This window comes from Vibrio tapetis subsp. tapetis, assembly GCF_900233005.1.
Lineage (GTDB): Bacteria > Pseudomonadota > Gammaproteobacteria > Enterobacterales > Vibrionaceae > Vibrio > Vibrio tapetis.
Map to the genome: position 1 here is coordinate 1801961 of NZ_LT960612.1, position 17738 is coordinate 1819698.

General features: G+C 42.4%; 13 protein-coding genes. 7 read left to right on the forward strand and 6 right to left on the reverse strand.

Features of this window, described 5'->3' with window-relative positions; genetic code table 11:
- The first annotated feature begins 7 nt into the window (after positions 1-7).
- Positions 8-802 (forward strand): EAL domain-containing protein, encoded by a 795-nt coding sequence (locus tag VTAP4600_RS25070; RefSeq protein WP_102525391.1) that lies wholly within the window; start codon positions 8-10, stop codon positions 800-802.
- A 55-nt stretch (positions 803-857) separates the two neighbouring features.
- Here the strand turns inward: VTAP4600_RS25070 and VTAP4600_RS25075 are convergent, their stop codons facing one another.
- The gene (locus VTAP4600_RS25075) at positions 858-1844 is read right to left on the reverse strand and encodes a CobW family GTP-binding protein (RefSeq protein WP_102525392.1); all 987 of its coding nucleotides are present in this window, start codon (positions 1842-1844) and stop codon (positions 858-860) included.
- 443 nt (positions 1845-2287) lie between these two features.
- Here VTAP4600_RS25075 and clcA point away from each other — a divergent pair, with 443 nt between their 5' ends.
- The 3 genes from clcA to cqsA all read left to right on the forward strand — a co-directional run bounded on the left by clcA (position 2288) and on the right by cqsA (position 6171).
- Positions 2288-3700 carry a H(+)/Cl(-) exchange transporter ClcA gene (clcA, locus tag VTAP4600_RS25080; protein WP_102525393.1) on the forward strand — a complete coding sequence of 471 codons (1413 nt, stop codon included), beginning with the start codon at positions 2288-2290 and terminating at the stop codon, positions 3698-3700.
- Between the two features lie 115 nt (positions 3701-3815).
- Positions 3816-4760, forward strand: coding sequence for a TDT family transporter (locus VTAP4600_RS25085; RefSeq protein WP_102525394.1), 945 nt, complete (start codon positions 3816-3818; stop codon positions 4758-4760).
- 235 nt (positions 4761-4995) lie between these two features.
- Positions 4996-6171, forward strand: a complete 1176-nt coding sequence (gene cqsA, locus VTAP4600_RS25090; RefSeq protein ID WP_102525395.1) for an alpha-hydroxyketone-type quorum-sensing autoinducer synthase — start codon at positions 4996-4998, stop codon at positions 6169-6171.
- A 41-nt stretch (positions 6172-6212) separates the two neighbouring features.
- On the opposite strand, the gene VTAP4600_RS25095 is transcribed toward cqsA, so the two are convergent.
- The 3 genes from VTAP4600_RS25095 to VTAP4600_RS25105 all read right to left on the reverse strand — a co-directional run bounded on the left by VTAP4600_RS25095 (position 6213) and on the right by VTAP4600_RS25105 (position 11730).
- Positions 6213-8270: an ATP-binding response regulator gene (locus VTAP4600_RS25095; RefSeq protein WP_102525396.1), complete on the reverse strand. Its 2058-nt coding sequence runs from the start codon at positions 8268-8270 to the stop codon at positions 6213-6215.
- A 187-nt stretch (positions 8271-8457) separates the two neighbouring features.
- On the reverse strand, positions 8458-9741 hold the full coding sequence (gene ltrA, locus VTAP4600_RS25100; RefSeq protein WP_102524786.1) for a group II intron reverse transcriptase/maturase: 1284 nt from the start codon (positions 9739-9741) through the stop codon (positions 8458-8460).
- Positions 9742-10536: 795 nt separating this feature from the next.
- Complete coding sequence (locus VTAP4600_RS25105) at positions 10537-11730, reverse strand: acetate/propionate family kinase (protein WP_102525397.1); 1194 nt, start codon at positions 11728-11730, stop codon at positions 10537-10539.
- 375 nt (positions 11731-12105) lie between these two features.
- Between VTAP4600_RS25105 and VTAP4600_RS25115 the strand changes: the two genes are divergently transcribed.
- On the forward strand, positions 12106-13680 hold the full coding sequence (locus VTAP4600_RS25115) for a putative bifunctional diguanylate cyclase/phosphodiesterase (RefSeq protein ID WP_172443223.1): 1575 nt from the start codon (positions 12106-12108) through the stop codon (positions 13678-13680).
- 49 nt (positions 13681-13729) lie between these two features.
- Here the strand turns inward: VTAP4600_RS25115 and VTAP4600_RS25120 are convergent, their stop codons facing one another.
- Positions 13730-14350: an outer membrane beta-barrel protein gene (locus VTAP4600_RS25120; protein ID WP_172443224.1), complete on the reverse strand. Its 621-nt coding sequence runs from the start codon at positions 14348-14350 to the stop codon at positions 13730-13732.
- 376 nt (positions 14351-14726) lie between these two features.
- Between VTAP4600_RS25120 and phhA the strand changes: the two genes are divergently transcribed.
- Entirely contained in the window at positions 14727-15458 is a 732-nt protein-coding gene (gene phhA / locus VTAP4600_RS25125; RefSeq protein ID WP_415239696.1) for a phenylalanine 4-monooxygenase, read from the forward strand.
- A 65-nt stretch (positions 15459-15523) separates the two neighbouring features.
- On the forward strand, positions 15524-15871 hold the full coding sequence (locus VTAP4600_RS25130; protein ID WP_102525401.1) for a 4a-hydroxytetrahydrobiopterin dehydratase: 348 nt from the start codon (positions 15524-15526) through the stop codon (positions 15869-15871).
- A 7-nt stretch (positions 15872-15878) separates the two neighbouring features.
- Here the strand turns inward: VTAP4600_RS25130 and VTAP4600_RS25135 are convergent, their stop codons facing one another.
- Positions 15879-17651 carry an ABC transporter ATP-binding protein gene (locus VTAP4600_RS25135; protein ID WP_269459963.1) on the reverse strand — a complete coding sequence of 591 codons (1773 nt, stop codon included), beginning with the start codon at positions 17649-17651 and terminating at the stop codon, positions 15879-15881.
- Positions 17652-17738: the final 87 nt, after the last annotated feature.

Genomic DNA, 17738 nt, shown 5'->3' on the forward strand with positions numbered 1-17738 from the left:
GCCCGAAATGATTTTCTCATCCCGCTCCGATTTCAGCAATCGGTGTAGAATCCACGAAGATACGAAATTACACTACGCTCATTATAAAGATTGGTTGCTCGATAGCGTCTTCCAACCTATCTTCGATCAATCAAATGATGTCATCGGGTACGAAGCGCTATTGCGAATTACGTGTGCCATTAACGGAAACCCAATACCGCCCTCAGACATTTTTGCGTTGGACTCAATATCAAACGAAGATAAAATCAACGTTGACCAATTAAGCCAAGCAGTACACATCAGAAATTTTGCTCAAACCGAGCAATCGCATTTAAAACTGTTCCTCAATACTTTACCCATTTCAAATGAACATCGAGTCAATGCACTTAAGAACAACTCACTATTGCTCACTCGCCTCAACGAGCTTGATTTAAAACCTGATCAACTCGTTCAGGAAATCATTGAAAGCGAGTCTACCGATGATATAGCTTTGAGCATTGCGGTCAGAGAACTCAAAGACAATGGGTTTCATGTTGCAATTGATGACTTTGGCAGCCTTTCTTCAAACTTACAACGTGTCGCGTTAATCAAACCGAATGTCTTGAAAATCGATCGGGGATTATTGTTGGCTTACATGTCTGGTGACAAGCAGCCTCTTTACGATACGTTACTATTAGGTAATAGTTTGCATGCGCCTACGGTTATTGAAGGGATTGAAACCAGTGAACAGCTAGAGGAAATGGCGAAGCTCAATATCGAATTCTATCAAGGCTTCTATCTTGCAAAGCCGACTCCGTTGGCAAAAGCCAATGCTCACTCCTAACTATAATGAGGCAGTACCTCACTATATAGCCAAGAGCGAGACTCTTTATTATTGGTTACGTCGCAATGCCACCTATGTGTAACAGCGCCGCTTCTAATTGATCCCAGCCCAGTAACTGGCTATCAATCACTTCCATTCTTGTTTCAAAACCGTCCAAACTCATTTCGTTCACGGAAAGTACACCATTGGCTAAGTTAAATGAATAGCAACCATTTGTGGTATTCACAACCGCTTTAACTCGTTCTGCGGTAAGCGCATTTAGCATGCTAAACATCAGGTCAAAATCGAAAATATGTTCGGCTCCAAATAACCAACCACAACTGAAGTGACCCTGCCCTTTGTTTTCTTTTCGTACAAACGATTGACCCGGTTGCAACATGAATTGCGGTTCTAAATCGGCGTGTTCGTGATGATGGGCATGTAACTTGGTCGATTCAATGCCTTGAAGTCGCTCAATATCAAGCAGCTCTAATGGGATGTCTCCATGACTGACCACATTATGAAGTTTGCCGCGAGCACTTGAAGTCTCTAACCATTGCTGAAATTGCTCAATGTCACTCTCGGCACATTGATCGGCCTTATTGGCTATGATGACATCAGCGCTATCAAGTTGATCATTAAAGTTGCTATTTGACGTGTATTTCTCGTCACTGAGATTTCTAGGATCGACCAACGCAATCGTTGCTTTTAAATCAACACTTGTTTGATATTGTTCAGAGGTGAGAACGGCAACGACTTGTTTAGGGTGACCTAGTCCTGTTGGCTCTATGATCAAACGATCAGGTTTTTGACGCAAAAGAGCGTTAATTCCGACTGACATAGGAACACCTGCTGTACAGCACATACACCCACCCGGAACTTGTTTAATCATTGCACCATGTTCAGACATTAAAGCGCCATCGATACCGATTTCACCAAATTCATTAACAAGAACAGCCCAGTTTTCTGACTCAGGTTTATTTTTAAGTAAATTAAGAATAGCGGTGGTTTTACCCACACCTAAAAATCCGGTGATAATATTGGTAGGTACAGCAGTGATCATAGATAAGCTCCTTTATTAACAAGGAGTATACTCGGTTTTGATGTAAGACTTAAAGACAAAAGGCGTACTCTTTAAAGTACGCCTTTACCTCGAGACTCAATCGTGAGTTTGCGAATTAGGGCAAACGATGGCCCTAAACAATGTACGAGGAATTACAATTTTTTTCGATTCCATCCAAATTGTGAGTAAAGCGCCTTCTCCTCCATGTTGGTTCGAGTTACTTCGCCTTACACGTTAACTATGGTATACATCCGTGAGTTTGCAAGTATGCCAATCACTCAATATTCATTATGTGATGCTGCTTCAACTTTTGTACTCTTCATTTTTGAAATATGCACATACTATTTTTGCAATTGTAATTTTCATTCTTATGCCTGTTGCTCGTCTATAGATCCATTATAATCGCCAGATCTCTACTCCTCCTCACGCTAGGCAATGGCAAAATGACAAGAAAAGAAAAGGTTAAGCAATCTTTGCTTGCACACTTCCCACGCGGTGCTATTAATCAATTTCTTTCTCGAGACACAACGCCTGTGTCTGTGCTTTTTCAGTCATGTATTGTCGGCATTCTTGCTGGGTTGCTTGGAACCTTGTTTGAACTTGGTGTCCATTTTGTTTCAGAAACCCGCACCGATTGGTTAAAAAATGAAATAGGTAACGCCATCCCGCTGTGGCTTGCCGCCTTTTTGATCAGTGCCGCATTGGCATTCATCGGGTATTTTTTGGTTCATAAATTTGCACCAGAAGCGGCAGGCTCCGGTATACCAGAGATCGAAGGTGCAATGGACAACATGCGCCCGGTTAGATGGTGGCGAGTTCTGCCGGTTAAATTCATTGGAGGACTTGGTGCTCTTGGTTCTGGCATGGTATTGGGGCGCGAAGGTCCAACCGTCCAAATGGGCGGCAACATTGGTCGTATGGTCTGCGATATATTCCGAGTAAAGAACGATGATACTAAACATTCCTTACTGGCCTCGGGGGCTGCTGGTGGTCTTGCTGCCGCTTTCAATGCACCGTTAGCGGGGATCATGTTTGTCGTAGAAGAAATGCGCCCGCAATTTCGATATTCACTTATATCGATCAAGGCTGTTATCATTTCTGCTATCTCTGCAAACATTGTATTTCGTTCGATCAATGGACAACAAGCCGTCATTACCATGCCGCAGTATCAGGCTCCTGACCTTCAGGCATTATGGTTATTCTTATTACTTGGGGTTTTGTTTGGCCTATTCGGAGTGGTATTTAATAAGTTGGTGACTCTGTCCCAAGATGCATTTGTCGCGATTCATAGAAATGACCGTAAAAGGTATCTGATTACCGGCACCATTTTGGGCGGTAGCTTTGGTTTGTTATTGTTGTATGTACCAGAACTTACCGGCGGCGGTATTGGGCTGATACCGGCGGTAACAGAAGGTGAATATGGCACGAATATTCTACTGCTGCTGTTTCTAGGCCGCATCCTTACCACCCTTCTTTGCTTTGGCTCTGGTGCTCCCGGTGGCATATTTGCGCCTATGCTTGCTCTTGGTACCCTATTTGGCTATGCATTTGGCCTCATCGCGCAAACGATGTTGCCTGAGTTACCATTAGAGGCTGGAATGTTTGCGATTGCAGGCATGGGCGCTTTATTTGCTGCAACAGTGCGAGCACCAATAACGGGAATACTGCTCGTGATCGAGATGACTAACAATTACTACCTCATCTTGCCACTGATTATTACTTGTTTAGGGGCAGTTATCATTGCTCAATTATTTGGTGGACAGCCTATCTACAGCCAACTACTTCATCGCACATTAAAGAACGATAAACTCAGACAACAAGATTTGCCCACTCAACAAAATGAAACGGGTAAATAAGATAACAATCCATCGCGAGAACAAGCATTTTTCAGTACAAATCGTGAGCGAATAACAAAGCAAGCGTATAGTCTTTTTGGTACACTATGCTCAAATTGACTATTAGGATTCCACGTTGAACATCGCGTTGCCAAATTTTCGCCGAGCGGTTCCATTATCTCTTGCTTCTCTTGCTCTTGGGGTTATCGGGCTGGGTCAAGCTTGGATGCTTTATGCTCCTTCTGTAGGTGTGTGGTTTCGTCCGTTCTGTGCGTTAGTTGGCGGTTCGCTGCTCGTTCCCGTAATTATTCAATACCTAACAAATTATCGCCGATTTATCACCGAAATACGTAACCCTCTAAATGGCAGTCTTATGGCTCCAATCAGCATGGGATTACTCATTTTATGCGATTATCTCGCGACTATTGTGCCTAATGTAGCCTACTTTCTTTGGTTTTTAGCTTTAGGGTTACACATTGTCATGATGGTTTGTTTTTTCTACTTTCAGATTAAAAATTTCAAGTTATCTAACATAGTACCAAGTTGGTTCCTTTACCCTGTCGGACTAATTAGCAGCTCTCTTGCTGGTTCACAGCTTGGTCATACGCTCTATTCAGAAACCATTGCAGCAATTTGTATTACCATCTATTTCTTTATGTTGCCAGTGGTGTTGTATCGTTTGGTTTTTGCTGGCATGTTACCGCGACGAGCCCGCCCAACTTTAGCCATCATGGCCGCACCAATTAACTTAACGTTAGCGGCCTACCTCGTTAACTTTAAGGCACCTGATCCCATTTTAACGGGCGCGCTCGCAGGTATTGCCATTACGATGACTCTGCTGATCTACCTATGTTACATCCCGTTGCTGCGTTTGAAATTTCAGCCATCGATCGCCGCGGTGACATTCCCTTCAGTTATCAGCTCCATCGCCATGCATCATTTAACCGATTGGTTCCATTCCGATTACCCACAATGGTCTTGGTTGATGAGTTTCGGCCTGACAGAACTGCTCATCGCGACATTTTTAGTTTGTTGGGTGTTTAAAAATTATGTCGTTCATTTCTTAAAACATCCCCACTAAATTGCGGATCAACTACATTAGAATATTTGAATTTTAAAACAACAAATAGCCCCTACTTACCTAAGGAATAGACCTCCAAAAGGGTAATTAGAATATTCAAATACAAAATATAGAATAGTTAATATTGTACACAACTTCAAATTAATTACTTTCTCATGATGACAGTATTTATTTATTGAGCAATAACTAGTTTTGTCAGCTGACATTACATTATTCTTAAAATGAGTACTAAAAAATGAATATTGAAAATAACCATTCAAAACCTTTGCCTTCTTTTATTAGTGACAGGCTAGATTCCTATCTTGACAATCATATTTTGTGCCGGAAAAATGCCAAACATTTAGTGCTTGGACTTGAACCTGACAATACAGGTATCGTATTAAGAAGTAACGATTATCTGGCTGTGTCTAATCATCCATCAATCAAACAAAGACAAATAGATTCCATTCAAAATGCTGAAAAAGAAATCGTCATGTCTGCCGTATTTGAACAAACGGAAAAGAGTTCTAATACCTTCGAATACCAATTGAGTGAATTCACTCAGTTTTCTCAGTGCATCGTTGCTCAGTCAGGCTGGGCTGCAAACGTTGGCTTACTGCATACCATCGCTTCCGAAGACACGCCCATATATATCGACTTTTATGCCCATATGTCGTTGTGGCATGGCGCACAAAACGCGAACAGCCCAATCTACTCTTTCATGCATAACAAAACCAAGCATCTACAGAAGCTGATCGATCAACATGGCCCAGGCATTGTCATCGTAGATTCCGTTTACAGCACCGTTGGCACTGTTTCTCCACTTAAGGACATTGTAAACATTGCAAACGAAAGTGGCTGCGCAGTCATTGTTGATGAATCCCATTCATTAGGTACGCACGGTCCCAACGGAGCCGGTTTGCTGGTAGAGCTCGGTTTGACAGAACAAGTCGACTTCATGACCCTTAGTTTGGCCAAAGCCTTCGCTTATCGTGCTGGTGCGATTTTGTGTCATTCAGAGATGAATCGTTGGCTACCATACACGTCTTTACCGGCAATTTTCAGTTCAGCAATCTTGCCTCATGAAATGGAAACGTTAAAGGCAACACTCGACCTCATTAAAGGTCGCGATAAAGAGCGAACACGCCTATTTGAACAGTCGGATAAACTGAGAAACGGATTAAGACAATTGGGGTATCGAATCCAGAGTCAGTCTCAAATTGTGTCAATTGAAACCGGGAGTGAAGAAAATACAGAAGTCGTTCGAGATTATTTTGAGCAACACGGGTTATTTGGTTCCGTCTTTTGTCATCCAGCAACACCAAAAAACCGGAGCATTATCAGGTTATCTGTGAACAGTGATATTACCAACAGAGACATTGATCATGTTTTAACGGTATGCAGCGCTGCAAAATCCAATAATATAACTTAAAGTTACAACTTATTAATATAAAGAAAAGGTACCTTTCTTTATTATACCCAAGTTGCAACTTTATTAATTAGTATATCTTTCGAAGCCGGCTTAAGTATATAATCATTCATTCCACTTTCTGAAATGGCTTTTAATGTTCGCTCACATTTTTCACCGGTAAAGCATATAATTGGTATTTCCTTACCATTATATTCATAATTGATATCTCGAATTGCTTTTGTGGTTTCAATTCCATCCATCTCGGGCATTTCAAGATCCATCAAAATCAAATTGACTAAATTCGATTTCAATACTTGCAAGGCCGATTTACCATTTTCAGCTTGTAATACCTTATAACCTTGTCTCTCTAATAAAGTCGAAGAGTAAGTGCGAAGTGAGGCATTATCATCGACAATGAGCACCGTTGGTTGCGTAGGCGACGGTTTAGGCTTTGCATTTGAGCGAGGAGTCTGTTGGGAAATCTCGAAAAATAATTTGTCTAGCTTTACTGCTAGGTTTTGCCCAAAAGTACTGATCTCCATTAATTCATAAGGCAATATTCTATTCAGCTTAAAGCAGTCCAAAATATTACCAGCATATAGATAAACAATTTTGCCTTCATAATTGCATAGTTTGCGTTCTAATGCCGAAAATGCCGCAATGTCATCCTTAAAAATGCTTAAGTCGATCAAAACAACGTCTTCAGTCAATTCAAACGAGTTAAGTTGAAAGTCATTACTATATGCATGTAATTTGTAACCAGAGAAAAACGCATGAGACTGCAATGCGTTCAACGTAGCGTTCTTGTAGCCAATATAAATCAGAGATTTCGTTCTGATTAATTCAGATTTAGCGTTTAATACAACATCTGAGTGATATTTCGGGAAATAAAGAGAGAACTTGGTTCCTGCTCCTGACTCACTTTCACAGGTGATTTTTCCGTTTAACGCTTTCATAACCTTTCGACAAAATGGTAAGCCAAGACCAAAGCCCCCTTTCTTACCCGATGTATAAAAATCGTCAAAAATATGCTCTCGAGCTTCAAGATCCATGCCTGGACCGCTGTCTTCGACGCTTATCACATTCCACTCTTCATCATCGACCCTAAGCTGAATATTGAGCTGGAATTTTGCTTTATACTTGTAGTAAAACGCATTTTTCAACAGGTTAAATATTACGTACCTCACCAGAACATCACTGCCAAAAAACTCCTCACTTTTACTAAATTCAAGGTGAATCTTGCTGCGATCAGACTTATCAGCGTAGTGAAAACTATTGATAGAAGCTTCTAATGTTTCACCAAGCGAGTATCGTTTAAAGCTCGATGTAGACAACTTATGCTCATCAATGGATGTGAGTAACAGATTAATGGTCTCGTTGCCTTTCTCTATCACCGACATAGAATCATCTAAGATCAGGTTGATCTCATCTAAGTCTTTGGCATCTAGATGATATTGATCCGACAAATGCTGCGCATTGCGATCTGGTAAGAGAAATTTAATGACTTCAATAGAACTGTAGACGGCACTGAGTGGGTTTCTCATTTCATGGGCAATTCCCGCACCAAATGATTTGGCAAGCGATACCCGTTGTTCATGCTCTGCATGATTTCGATAGTGAAACAAGGTGCCAAACACATAAGTAAACACCAATATGGGAATGTAATTCCAATCTAAGGCGTAGAGCTCGTTGTTGCCCCCGCTAACATGCACGGCTGCGTAAGCTGCAACAAAAGCAACGACGCTTTGCAGAGCCACGATCTTTGAGTCATAAATAAGCAATATCTGCAAGAAAATCGCCGACATTAACGACATAACCCAAATGATAGACCAATCATTTTTAAGCAGCATAAAGAAGAAAAAGAAGGGTAAACACACACCTAACGCCACAATGTAATAAACATACAGTTGACGTTTAAAAGCGTAGGGAATTTTGTGCCTAAGCAAAATTGGGATCAGAAAGGCACCGCAGGCTAAACGAAGCCCGAGATTCTCATACCCGCCAGGTACTAAGAACTGCCATATGTAGTAATACGCGGGAAATCCGACAATCCCCATAATCGCAACTATGGTTAGGTTCGGTTCTGCATATTCGTAGATTTTCTTCGCTCTATCAAACATTTATGAGTTTAGCCAATGTCGTTGTTATTATATTTACTGCATATACTTATATATAGCACAAATAACAACCTAAGACATTTAGCTAGCTCACGCCTCCAGCACTTGATAACGCAATTTCATCGAGTAGGGTGAGGCGTCTCCGCCTCATCCCTCTCACAGAACCGTACGTACGGACCTCGTATACGGCTCATGCACATTTCCATTCAGCATAATGGCTGAACACATATCCTGTCCTAACGTGTTCAAGATTCACTAATCCAAGGTCGTTAAACCATTGATTTGGCATCGAGTAACTGGCTAATGGACTCGCAGCATTTCTCCAACTATCCATACAGATATACCTGAATGACCCTTCGTAACCTAGCTGTCTTAGCCTGCGGTGGAGTCGGGTCGGTTTTTTCCATAATCGTAATTGGACGCTGCGAAGTCTTCGCCTTAACCACGCGGCCAGTTTCTTAAACTCCCTGTTGGCATTCGCTATTCGAAAGTACTGGCTGAACCCTCTCAGAAGTGGATTCAGTTGTTTAATGACTTCTAACAATGGCTTACCGCCATTGCGTCTTGTCACTCGCTTCAACTTTCCTTTGAACGTCGACATTTTCTTTGGCTGAATACGGCTATAATGGCTACCGATTTCTATTCCAAGGAATTTCACACCTTCGCCGCTGTGCGCTATGTGTGATTTGGTTTCGTTCACCGTTAACTTGAGCTGTTTTTCCAGGACCTTCGTTGCCTGTACTTGCGCATTTTCTGCACCTTTACGGCTGCGACAGAAGATCAGTATGTCGTCGGCATAACGGACTATTCGATGTCCTCGCTTTCGCATCTCTTGATCAAACGCATCCAGATAGATGTTCGCTATCAGTGGGCTTATTACTCCACCTTGCGGACTACCTATCTCGGTATGCTGCCACTCTCCATCAACTATTACGCCACTTTTCAGGAACTGTTTGATGAGCTCCAGTACGCTACTGTCTGTGACTCGTTTCTTAATGCTTTTTAGAATAAGCTCATGATCGAGCTTATCGAAGCACTTCGATAAGTCCATATCTACGACGTGTTGCATTCCGTATCGACGGATGAACATCGTCGCTTTGTTTATAGCATCGTGACAACTTCGATTCGGTCTATACCCAAAGCTGGATGGGTGAAACTGCTCTTCGAAGATTGGGGTTAATAGATCATTTAGAGCTTGTTGGACAACTCTATCCCGTACTGTTGGGATCCCAAGTAATCGCACCCCACCATCATCTTTCGGTATTTCAACCCGTCTGACGGGTTGAGGGGTGTATCGCTTGGTTTTGAGTTCCAGAAGAAGTTGATCTAGGTTATCACTCAGATTTTGGGCGTAGTCGCTTAGGCTCTGCCTATCTATTCCGGCCGCGCCTTTCGCTTTCCACACTTTTTTAAATCCTTTATAGAGTCGCTCTTTGTGGAGCAAGTGACCATATAAACTGTAGTAAACTCTCAACTTTTTCCTTTAGATTGTGTGCCGTGTGGGGACAAATGCTCTCTCACAGTGTTGGTGTATTTCACTCCACTCTCTAGCCTTCTAGCTCAATGGCAATTTACTAGAGTGAGTCAGAGTTACTCCCTTGTACGGTTTCTCGCTTCAGTGCTTTGCTTTCACAAAGACCGAGACGGAATACCTCGATAGCTAATCAACTTGTATACCACTGAAAAAAAAACATCTGCTCATCACAGACTTAAAATGTACTTCATCCCTTCGCAACACCAGATTGCTTTTGGCAAAATGTTGTCCCATCAGACGTGTTACTGATGGTCAGCTCAGTTTTATCCTCCACACCATTACTGGGCTTCACCGGCCGAGCTTTACTCACTACTACGGATTCATCTGCCACCTCGCACCAACATAGATCTTGGCTCTCGCCTTGAGTTTATGCTTCCGACGTTTGCTCGGATGTGGTGTCAGGCTTCCCCAGTTACTGCACTGGCTCCCTGTTAACAATGCCACCCTCAAGCACAATCTAGGTCTGATTGAGTATCGGGCTTCACGCTATTTTGCACGCTTACCCACCTAAATTGCCGAATCAGGTTCACTTTCGTTGTGTACTGTTAACTTCCTATCGCTTCCTTCAAACCCTGCCGTTGGCCAGCAACGCCCTTGCGATTCGGATTATCTTCCCCTCAATCAGGGTGATTTAGGCTTCTTTCAGCCTAATGGGTTTGCCAGCTTCGCTGGGCAAACAAAAAAAACCGCCAGCAAAACTGGCGGTTTAATCAAATCTAGTGCTTGAAGCGCTGATTAAATAAGTTCTACAGACTGTTGTGCAATTACGAATTCTTCATTGGTTGGAATAACCATGGCGACCGCGTCAAGCATTTCTGACTTAGCAATAACACCTTCAGCGCCAAAGCGAGCGGCTTCGTTTCCGGCTTCGTCTTCAACAAAACCAAGTAGTTTAAGATTTTTTAAGATTTCACGACGAATCGGTAGTGCGTTCTCACCAATACCGCCAGTAAAGATAATACCATCCAGTGAATCTAGCGCTGCTAGATAAGAGGCGATGTATTTAGCCACACGGTAAGTAAATACTTGGAACGCTAATGTCGCGCCTTCATGGCCTTCTTCCATTGCTTCGAGAATGCCGCGAGCATCGCTTGTCAAACCGGACACACCTAGGAAGCCTGATTTTTTGTTCAATGAGTCAAATACCTGCTCTTGCGACCAGCCTTTCTTAAGAAGGTACTCAATGATGCCAGGATCAAGGTCACCACAACGTGTACCCATCATTAGGCCAGAAAGTGGCGTGAACCCCATGCTTGTATCAACACTGTTACCATCTTTGATAGCACATACTGATGCACCATTACCTAGGTGAACAGAAATGAAGCTCGATTCTTCAACGGGTTTGTTAACCATCTTCGCAGCTTCACGGCTAACAAAGTAGTGACTTGTACCGTGGAAACCGTAGCGACGCACGCCAAAGTCCGTGTATAGCTCTTTCGCGATGGCACCAGTAAATGCGCGCTCAGGCATTGTTTGATGGAAAGCAGTATCGAATACAGCGAATTGAGGAAGTGCTGGGAACGCTTCCATTGCTGCTCGAATACCAACAGCACCTGCTGGGTTATGCAGCGGAGCAAGGTCTGCAAGGCTTTCGATCTCAGTTGTTACTTCTTCAGTAATGCGAACCGTTTTAGTAAACTTTTCACCACCATGTACAATACGATGACCCACCGCTACAAGGTCTTTATTGAAGCCATACTCACTGACTAAATCAACCAGACGGTTAATCGCTAGTTGGTGGTGATTACCCTCACCCTCAACGGCTACTTCTGACTTCTCACCTTGGTATTTCCAGCTCATGCGCGCATCATCAAGGCCAAAACATTCACCTAGACCGCTTAAAATTGCGTCGCCGCTTACAGAATCGATAACTGCAAACTTCATGGAAGAACTGCCAGAATTGATTACGAGTACATATGCGTTTTGCATGGGGTAGAATTCCTATTGGTACTAATAAATGAGCTGAAACATAAACTCAACAAAAGGTGTAACCCTATTATTCAATATATTTTGAATCATTCAACTTTATTTTGGCTTTTTGTTCATTTAATCGTGTTTTTTCTTGATCTAAAGCATAAATCGATTTTATTTATTGCTCAAATTATCAAAACCTCATTAACAACATCAATTCACTCAACTATTTTTGAGTCCATTCGTTATGAAATCAGTTTATTCGTAAGTCTAATACCGATTCTCAGAAATTTTGCTAACCTTATAGAGAGATTGCAATCAGAAGAAGACTTATATGCACGCTTACAATCAATCTAGTCACCGTTATTTATGCTGATTTTTGCTGATTTCCTTATGATTGTGGCAATTGGGCTCCTACTACTCTCTGTTAAGCCAGCACTCATCATTTGCATGAAAACAGAAGAGCCCGGATGGAAGCTCCTGTTGGGGCTGATTGTCGCATTCTCGATAGCTTATGTTGCCTACTTAGCTTATCTGTTAGGAAAAAGAGACGCTAATTATGTCGATATTGGGATGACGTCGATTCTGTTCGGAGGCAGTATCTTTGTGTCTATCGTCCTTAGGTTTAGTTTGAGTACTATTCTTAAAATCGAGCGAATTGCCAAAAGTGAACGACACAATGCCCTACACGATTCATTGACCGGGCTTCCTAATCGAGCTTATTGCTCCAAAGCGATGACAGAGCGACTCACAGCCCAAACACCCTTCTCTGTTTTGCTCTTCGACATCAACAATTTTAAAAACGTTAATGACGCGATGGGCCATCAAACAGGAGATCTATTGCTCGTTAACATCGCCAAGCGGATATCTGTGGTCGTCCCTCCCGATGCGTTTTATTCTCGAATTGGCGGAGACGAATTTGTCATTATATTGAACACCAACAGTAAACAGCGCATTGACTCTTACTGCACTGAAATAGCAGAACAGCTCAGCCCACGGTTCCAACTAGAGCAATACAATCTTCCAGTGTCAGCCAGCATCGGTGTAAGTATTTTTCCTGATTTTGGTTCTAGCCAAGATGAATTATTGAAACAAGCAGATTCTGCGATGTACGACGCAAAAAGAAAAGGGCTCAGCGTTTCATTTTATTCTGATGCGTTAGAAGTTAAGGCAAAACAGCAACTCGATATCGCCAGTCGCATCACAACCGCATTGCATAATCAGGAATTTAGGCTGTATTACCAACCCATTGTTAACACACTTAAACAAACCTTATACGGTTACGAAGCACTGATACGATGGCCTCAAGAAGACGGCAGCTTTATCTCTCCTGAACTGTTCATTCCTATCGCAGAACAAACCCATCTGATAAGAGATATCACCGATTGGGTGATCAATCAGGTTATGCTCGACTTACATATTTTTAATAATGCAGGTATAGAGGCCAGTATTCACCTAAATTTATCCGCTCATGACCTCACCAGTAGCGCCCTACTCGACAACTTGAAACAGCTTGCGCAAAGTGAACAATTAGACTCATCGCAAGTTGTGCTAGAAGTGACTGAAAGTGACATGCTTAAAAACATAGGAAATACTAAGATCGTACTGGAAGAGCTTCGTCTCATGGGGTTTAAAATTAGCCTAGATGACTTTGGGACGGGCTATTCATCATTAACACTGTTACGTGAACTGCCTATCGATCAGATAAAAATCGACCGTTCTTTTGTATCGAGTATGCACATAAGCAGTGCCGATCACGCTATCGTAACCAGTTCTATATCATTAGCTCATGGCTTGAATTGCACCGTTATTGCGGAAGGAGTAGAAGAACAAGAATTAATTGGTTTACTGAACACGGCAAAATGTGACTACGTGCAAGGCTTTATAAATGGTAAAGCACTCTCTCTTGATGAGATCATTTATTGGACAGAACAACATCATTTAATCATGGCTTCAAACTCGGCTTGAAACCATGCGATATCATGAACTAAGGCAGTTTTTTCATTTAAGCCAAAAGCTAGAAACGGTATCCTGCTGTTGCAAACAAACCGTACAGATCAGCTTTACCCGAACGTTCGTCATTATCAACATTTAGATGACTTGAACGAAATTCTGCGCCAAATTCAAAATTGTTATCGAGTTCATAACGAGCGCCAAAGCCCCATAAGTAACCCCAACCGGTGACTGCATCTCTCTCAGACGCTAATGAACCCGGTGTCTTTTTATAATCTTGTTCTTTCAATGCGCCGTACGAAACTCCGGCATAAGCAAATAAAGCCGTTTGTTGTGTGACCATGTAACTCAATTTTGGTGCGAAGCTACCGATCAAACTGCTCACTTCTTCAACTTGATAAACTGCTTGATTGTCTGCTTTTTTCTTTGAGTTGTAGTGGACATCTAATGAAGCAAGGTAACCAAGATAGACGTTTTTATTGTCAGTCCATTTGTTAGATTCAGAAGTATAGTCAAAAGCAAGAGAGCGCCCATATAGCTCAAAATTCTTATCGCCAGTTACGTCAGTTTTTAGCTTAGAACCACCAAACTTAATCGTAAATGCGCGCTCTTTTTGGTTTTTCTGCTCTTGTTGCCCACTTTCTGCATGACTAGAAAATGAGACCAATAGTGCCGAGCTTATCAATACTGCTAGTGTTTTTTCACTGAAAAATATCCATTTATTAACAACTGTGTTTTATCTCAGCTGAGACGCTGGAGCAAAAATCACAAATATAAGATTAATTTTAGTTTCATTAAGTGTACCCCAATGACCATTCCATCAAGAGCATTAATTTTGCCAAACCCATTAACGCAATCTATAGAAGTTGACACAGCTCACACATTTCTCCACAAAACCGGCAAACTTATAAATGGCGTTAGTCGCTCGCACCAGTCACTTGTAAAGGATATGTTACAGGTGCATTTTCTTTCGATGTTCCCTAGAAGTCGACAAATCTCCAGTCCCCATTAATAGTTAAATTAATACCATCCGCCCGCGCGCTGATTCGGAGGCAATTACAATGGCTGCCAATACTCTGTACGTTGCAAAGAAACCTGATACGCAAGGCTCGTTTCACTGGACAAAAGATGAGAATCAAACCTGGAAACAATTAGTCACGCGCCAGATACATAATGTCCAAAATAAGGCTTGTGATGAATATTTGTCGGGCCTAGAGATGCTCAATTTACCCGTCGACCGAGTACCTCAATTACACGATATTAATCGAGTTCTTGAGCCTTGCACGGGTTGGCGTTGCAAAGGTGTACCGGCACTCATTAGCTTTGATACATTCTTTGAGTTATTGGCCAGTAAGCAGTTTCCGGTCGCTACATTCATTCGCAGTAAAAATGAGATGGATTACCTTCAAGAACCCGATATTTTCCACGAAATTTTTTGCCACTGCGCTATGCTAACTCACCCCGCTTTTGCTGATTTCACCCAAAAATATGGCCAACTGGGTTTACACGCTAGTCATGAAGATCGTGTATTTTTAGCACGGCTCTACTGGTTTACTGTGGAATTTGGACTGTTGACCTCAAAAAATGGTTATAAGATTTATGGCGGCGGAATCTTGTCGAGCCCAGAAGAAACGGAATATGCTTATTCAAATCAACCACAGATTAAGCCATTTGATGTGGTCGAAGTACTAAGAACCCCTTACCGCATTGATATCATTCAGCCGATATATTTTGTGATTGATACCATTGATACACTGTTCTCACTAACAAAAATCGACTTAATGGAAAGATAAACCAAGCAAAATCCTTAGGATTACGCTCTCCTAGCTACCCATTAAAGGCTTAAATAGGATAAACAATGAATAACAAACCATTAGCTGATCTTGAATGCGAAGCCTGCAAAGTAGGCGCACCTCAAGTGGAAAAAGAAGACATAGCATCATTAATGATGGCACTTCCTAATTGGGAAGTCATAGAGGTAGACGGGATATTACGGCTTACTCAAACGTTCAAATTCCGAAACTTTAAGCTCGCTTTGGCTTTTACTAACCGCGTGGGCGAAATGGCTGAAGCGCAGGGACATCACCCTGCACTTCTTACCGAATGGGGGCAAGTTAACGTCACCTGGTGGAGCCATTCAATCAAAGGCCTTCATCAAAACGACTTTGTGTGCGCAGCCAAAACTGACGCACTGTTAACAAGCTAGATCAGCCTTAATGGACTTGGAGTGTGCCATACAAGGTTTGGTACAATCCTCTTTCGTTCACTAAATCATGATGAGTCCCTGATTGCACCACTTTGCCATCTTCAAGTACATAAATTAAATCCGCTTGTTTTACGGCGGATAAGCGGTGCGCAACGATAAGCGTTGTCTTGCCGTTTAGGAATTCATCTAAGGCTTCGTGCAACGCGGCTTCTGTTGCCGTATCGAGTGCTGATGTTGCTTCATCTAATATCACAAAATCTGGATTTGAGAGCACCATACGGGCAATAGCAAGCCTCTGTCTCTGCCCTCCTGACAATCGCACCCCCTGCCGCCCTAGTTGGGATTCTAATCCTTCGGGAAGCGTCGCTAATAGGTCGTTCAACTGGGCAATACTTAATGCCTGATGAAGTGCGTCGTCAGAATAATCTTGCCCTAAGGTCAAGTTCTGCCTCATGGTATCGTTAAAAATCATCGGTTGTTGCAATACGGTCGCAAGCTTAGAGCGCAACTGGTCGTAACCCACGCTTTCTATTGGAGAGCCATTAATTAAAATGTCGCCACTCTCTTTGTGGTAAATGCCGAGTAACAATTGAATTAATGTCGACTTACCGCCACCGGATGCACCAACTAACGCCACGCGTTTGCCTTTTGGAATACGCAAATTCAAGCCTTTCAATACGTTTCGTTCGTCGTTGTAAGAAAAGCTGACATTACGAATGTCCACATCGAATGATTCATTTTTTATGAAAGGATTAACGGTTGCGGTTGGGCGATATTCTTCTTCCAGATCGAGAATCGCGTTCAAGCGCTTCATCGCGGCAGACGCACTAAACCAAGAATACTGAATACTAAGTAAATCTTGGATCGGCGAGAGCATAAACCAGAGGTAACCAAAGATCGCAAAGATTTGCCCAACGGTTAGATCGCCCATTAAAACCAACACAATCGCGGCTGCTCTGAAAATCTCGAACCCAACGAGGAACATTAGGAACGACACTCTATTGGCGGCATCCGTTTGCCAAGCGTAATTGTCTGCATCGACACGAATTGAGTCTGAATCTTTTTTAAGACGATCTAAGTACTCTTTCTCACGATTTGCAGCGCGCAGCTGATAAAGGCCATCTAACGTTTCAACCAACCGTTGTTGAAAGCGTTCAAAGGATTGGTTTTCTCTCTTTTTAAGATGCTTTACTTTCTGCCCCATCAGACGTGACAAATAGACAATCACAGGGTTAAGTAGCACGATAAACAGAGCCAGTTTCCAATCTAACCAGAATAACACCGCCGCAATACCGATAATACTCAAGATGGATACGACAAATCGGCTCAAGGTATTGCCGATGAAACTGTCGATCGTCTCTATATCCGTCACAAGATGTGACGTTAGAGCACCACTGCCTTTTTCTTCATATTGACGCATGCTAATGCGGCCAAGCTTATCAAGCAACTTCTGGCGCATGTAACAAGTTAGAGATTTTGATATGAGTGTAAACTGACGAGTTTGGTAAATGTTGAGTGCTTGGCTTCCCATTCGCATAAACACGACCAAAAACGTCACCATTGCAATGTAGCCCATTGGCGTCTGCCAAGAATCCAACATCGCATGGTTAAGTAATTCAATGCCACCAGCGGGGTTACTGAGCAGCACTTCATCCACTAGCAACGGCATTAATAAGGGAATTGGAACACTCAGAGCTGCCGCAAATATCGCAATGACGTTCGCAATAACAAGTTTCTTTTTGTGGCGGCCAGCTTGTTGAAGTAGCCAAGTTTTGTTGATATTTAAAGTCGTCAAATTTCACTCTGCCTTTGTACAAAAAAAGCCGCTTTTCCAATGAAAAGCGGCCTGTTCATTTAATGGAAACGA

Bases quoted from the DNA above. Each gene is read 5' to 3' on its own strand.
- phhA (WP_415239696.1), top strand. From the start codon at position 14,727: ATGGCTGCCAATACTCTGTACGTTGCAAAGAAACCTGATACGCAAGGC.
- VTAP4600_RS25105 (WP_102525397.1), bottom strand. From the start codon at position 11,730: ATGCAAAACGCATATGTACTCGTAATCAATTCTGGCAGTTCTTCCATG.
- clcA (WP_102525393.1), top strand. From the start codon at position 2,288: ATGACAAGAAAAGAAAAGGTTAAGCAATCTTTGCTTGCACACTTCCCA.
- VTAP4600_RS25115 (WP_172443223.1), top strand. From the start codon at position 12,106: ATGATTGTGGCAATTGGGCTCCTACTACTCTCTGTTAAGCCAGCACTC.
- VTAP4600_RS25130 (WP_102525401.1), top strand. From the start codon at position 15,524: ATGAATAACAAACCATTAGCTGATCTTGAATGCGAAGCCTGCAAAGTA.
- VTAP4600_RS25075 (WP_102525392.1), bottom strand. From the start codon at position 1,844: ATGATCACTGCTGTACCTACCAATATTATCACCGGATTTTTAGGTGTG.
- VTAP4600_RS25095 (WP_102525396.1), bottom strand. From the start codon at position 8,270: ATGTTTGATAGAGCGAAGAAAATCTACGAATATGCAGAACCGAACCTA.
- cqsA (WP_102525395.1), top strand. From the start codon at position 4,996: ATGAATATTGAAAATAACCATTCAAAACCTTTGCCTTCTTTTATTAGT.
- VTAP4600_RS25070 (WP_102525391.1), top strand. From the start codon at position 8: ATGATTTTCTCATCCCGCTCCGATTTCAGCAATCGGTGTAGAATCCAC.